The organism is Streptomyces sp. NPDC002144 (assembly GCF_053593695.1).
Window position 1 is genome coordinate 1 of the sequence record NZ_JBSFDB010000135.1, and the last position, 3,753, is coordinate 3,753.

General features: G+C 70.0%; 6 protein-coding genes. 4 read left to right on the forward strand and 2 right to left on the reverse strand.

Annotated elements, in window-relative coordinates:
* Positions 1-282 (forward strand): asparagine synthase-related protein (locus ACWCQ1_RS51655; protein WP_451030084.1); only part of this gene is annotated, 282 nt, incomplete at its 5' end.
* Positions 283-472: 190 nt separating this feature from the next.
* On the forward strand, positions 473-943 hold the full coding sequence (locus tag ACWCQ1_RS51660; protein WP_358607350.1) for a MarR family winged helix-turn-helix transcriptional regulator: 471 nt from the start codon (positions 473-475) through the stop codon (positions 941-943).
* Positions 944-960: 17 nt separating this feature from the next.
* On the opposite strand, the gene ACWCQ1_RS51665 is transcribed toward ACWCQ1_RS51660, so the two are convergent.
* Positions 961-1,449 carry a carboxymuconolactone decarboxylase family protein gene (locus ACWCQ1_RS51665; RefSeq protein ID WP_133047659.1) on the reverse strand — a complete coding sequence of 163 codons (489 nt, stop codon included), beginning with the start codon at positions 1,447-1,449 and terminating at the stop codon, positions 961-963.
* A 146-nt stretch (positions 1,450-1,595) separates the two neighbouring features.
* Between ACWCQ1_RS51665 and ACWCQ1_RS51670 the strand changes: the two genes are divergently transcribed.
* Positions 1,596-2,702 carry an LLM class flavin-dependent oxidoreductase gene (locus ACWCQ1_RS51670; RefSeq protein ID WP_451030085.1) on the forward strand — a complete coding sequence of 369 codons (1,107 nt, stop codon included), beginning with the start codon at positions 1,596-1,598 and terminating at the stop codon, positions 2,700-2,702.
* 38 nt (positions 2,703-2,740) lie between these two features.
* A complete protein-coding gene (locus tag ACWCQ1_RS51675; RefSeq protein WP_133047661.1) occupies positions 2,741-3,175 on the forward strand; it encodes a tetratricopeptide repeat protein in 435 nt (144 codons plus the stop codon).
* A 76-nt stretch (positions 3,176-3,251) separates the two neighbouring features.
* On the opposite strand, the gene ACWCQ1_RS51680 is transcribed toward ACWCQ1_RS51675, so the two are convergent.
* On the reverse strand, positions 3,252-3,662 hold the full coding sequence (locus tag ACWCQ1_RS51680; protein WP_358607357.1) for a nuclear transport factor 2 family protein: 411 nt from the start codon (positions 3,660-3,662) through the stop codon (positions 3,252-3,254).
* Positions 3,663-3,753 lie beyond the last annotated feature (91 nt).

Genomic DNA, 3,753 nt, shown 5'->3' on the forward strand with positions numbered 1-3,753 from the left:
GCGTGTGCCGACCTGCTGCCCAAGTCGGTGTACGACCGGGTCAAGAGCCCCTATCCCTCCACCCAGGACCCCAAGTACGCCGCCGCGCTCCAGGACCAGGCCAAGGACCTGCTCACCCGGCCCGCCCACCCGGTCTTCGACCTCGTCGACCGCGACCGCCTCCACCGCGTCGCCCACCGTGAGGCACCGGTCAGCACCCAGGCCGAGCGCCGCGGCCTGGAACGCGCGCTCGATCTCGCCCACTGGATGGACATCTACCGCCCGGAGATCAGTCTCGGCTGAGCCACGAGAGCATCGGCACGAGAGCATCGGCATGAGCGCATCGGCATGAGCGCATCGGCACGGCGGCACCGGGCGCGGCGATCACGGCGCGTCCATGCTCCGAGTCCGGGAAGCGGCGCACCATGGCGCCCGGCTCGAGGGCGATGGCGTAGACGCTGGTCCGGTTCGTTGACGTGTCTACACTTTCCGCATGGATGAGACGGTGCGCTGGCTGTCGCCGGAGGAGCAGCACGCGTGGCGGAGCTTCATCCGCCTGCACGACAGGCTGTGGGGCCGGCTGTCACGCCGGTTGCAGGCGGAGTCCCATGTGTCGTCCGCCGACTTCGCGGTGCTGGTCGAGCTGTCCGAGGCACCGGACGGGCGGCGGCGGTTCCTGGAGCTCGCCCGTGTGCTGGAGTGGGAGAAGAGCCGGATGTCCCACCACATCGCCCGCATGGTCAAACGCGGGCTGGTCGTGCGGGACGAGTGCCCCGACGACGGACGCGGGGCGTTCGTGGTGATCACAGACTCCGGGCGCGAGATGATCGAGGCCGCCGCCCCACGCCATGTGGAGGCGGTGCGCGAGCTGTTCCTCGACCATGTCACCCCGGCGGAACTCCGCACGCTCGCCCGGATCTCCGAACGCGTGGTGGAGAAGCTCGACGCCGAGGAAGCGCCCTGACCGCGGGCCGGTGACGCCTACTCCTCGTGGACCGGCGGGACCGGATGCTTGCTGAGGATCGACACGCGGTTGAACGCGTTGATCGTGACCGCCACCCAGATCACGGCAGAGATCTGGTCCTCGCTCAGGATCTGCCGGGCCCCCTCGTACGCGGACTCCTGCGCGTCGGCGTCCGTCGGATCGGTCGTGACCTCGGCCAGCGCGAGTGCGGCGCGCTCCCGCTCGGTGAAGACCTCGGTGTCCCGCCAGGCCGCCAGGACACCCAGCCGCCTCGGTGACTCGCCGGCGCGCAGGGCCGCCTTCGTGTGCACGTCGAGGCAGTAGGCGCAGCCGTTCAGCTGGGACACGCGGAGGTTGATCAGTTCCACGGTGGTGCGGTCGAGCCCGGCGTCGGCGGCTGTCGCGCGCACCGCCTCGGAGGTCTGCACGAGCGCGTGGAACGCCTTGGGGCTCTGTTTGTCGATGAATATCCTGCGCGGTGCCGATCCGGTGGTGCGGTCGCTCACTTCGGGTCTCCTCCAGGGCCGTTCGTGATGGCCCGCACGTCGGGGTGTCGTCAGGTGATGGTAGGGCCGGCGGTCGGAATAGCCGTGACCGACCTCGCGTTGCACAGGCTTAGTTGATGTATCAACCTCATGGAGGGGTGAAGGCGATGCAGTTCGGCATCTTCACCGTGGGCGACGTGACCACCGACCCGAACACGGGTCGTACGCCGACCGAGCACGAGCGGATCAAGGCGATGGTGGCCATCGCGCAGAAGGCCGAAGAGGTCGGGCTGGACGTCTTCGCGACCGGCGAGCACCACAACCGGCCGTTCGTCCCGTCGTCCCCGACCACGCTGCTGGGCTGGATCGCCGCACGCACCGAGCGGATCATCCTGTCCACCTCGACCACGCTGATCACCACCAACGACCCGGTGAAGATCGCCGAGGACTACGCGATGCTCCAGCACCTGGCCGACGGCCGTGTCGACCTGATGACGGGCCGCGGCAACACCGGGCCGGTCTATCCCTGGTTCGGCAAGGACATCCGCGACGGCATCAGCCTCGCCGTCGAGAACTACGCCCTGGTGCACCGGCTGTGGCGCGAGGACGTCGTCGACTGGGAGGGCCGGTTCCGTACGCCGCTGCAGAGCTTCACCTCGACCCCGCGGCCGCTGGACGGCATCCCGCCGTTCGTCTGGCACGGGTCCATCCGCTCCCCGGAGATCGCCGAACAGGCCGCCTACTACGGCGACGGGTTCTTCCACAACAACATCTTCTGGCCCAAGGAGCACACCGCGAAGCTGATCGATCTGTACCGCAGCCGGTACGCGCACTACGGCCACGGCACCCCGGAGCAGGCGATCGTCGGCCTGGGCGGCCAGGTCTTCATGCGCCGCACCTCCCAGGACGCCGTGCGTGAGTTCCGCCCGGTCTTCGACCACTCGCCGGTGATGGGCGGAGGGATGTCCATGGAGGAGTACATGGAGCAGACCCCGCTGACGGTCGGCACCCCCGAGCAGGTCATCGAGAAGACGCTCACCTTCCGCGAGTACGCCGGCGACTACCAGCGCCAGCTGTTCGTCGTGGACGGCGGGGGCATACCGCTGAAGACAGCGCTGGAACAGATCGACATGCTCGGCGAGGAGGTCGTACCGGTGCTGCGCGCGGAGTTCGCCAGGAACCGGCCGGCCGACGTGCCCGAGGCACCCACCCACGCGTCCCTGCTCGCCGCCCGTGACGCCGAGCGCGCGCAGGCCACCGGACCGCTGGCGTGAGCCGGCCCCGCCGCTGACCGAAAGAACGGGAAGGAACGATGACGGACAACAACTTCAACGGATACCTCGCAGGCGACGGCGTGGCACCCGACCGGTGGGCCAGCGCCCTGCACCTGTTCGACAACGGCGCCGGCGTGCCGCACGAGGAGACCACCACGGAGCGCTGGGAGCGGGCACAGCTGCTGTTCGAGGCCCGGGACTACATCGGCGCGGCGCGGTTGCTCGCGGCCGTGGTCGAGGAGGCCCCGGAACAGACCGGGCCGCGGCTGCTGCTGGCCCGTGCCTACTACCACTCGGCACAACTGCGGCGCGCCGAGGAACAGTTGCGCCTGATCGTCGAGCGCGACCCGGTGGAGCACTACGCCCACCTGATGCTGGGCCGCACCCTGCAACGCCAGGGACGCCGGGACGAGGCGACGCCGTGGCTGCGGATGGCCGCGGCGTTCGCGGGCGAGTTCCCCGACGACGAGTGAGCGAGCAGGGCCGAAGCGAGGAGCGGGGGTCACCGGGCCGACCCGGTGGCCCCCGCTCACGCTGCCCGTGACTCGCTCACGCGGTCATCGCGTCGCGGACGAGGGCGGTGTCGACGAACTGCTCGAAGCGGACGATCAGACCGCCCCGTACGACGAAGTGGTGCGCCACGCGGACGTCGATCGGCTTGCCGGTGGCCTTGTTGGTCGCGGTGTAGCGGGCCAGGACGACGACGTTCTCCCCGTCGGCGACGTAGGTGTCGTCGTGGGCGGTCCAGCCGTCCCAGTCCTTGCCGAGCTGTTCCATGACGCCTGCGGTGACGCCCTCGGGGGTGCGGTGGGTGCCGGCGAGGGGGAAGCCGGCCATCTCCGTCCATTCCACGTCCGGGGCCAGGGTGGCGCGCAGGGCGTCCAGGTCGCCGGCGGCCGAGGAGAGATACTGCCGGCGTACGACGTCGGCGGGGGCCGTGGATGCTGCGAACTCGCTCATCGGGATTCCTCCGTGGATACCCCCGCCTTCAGGCGGGGGAGGAAGCGGACTCCTGCGGAGCAGGGCAGGGAAAGCCGATGCGCCGCCAGGG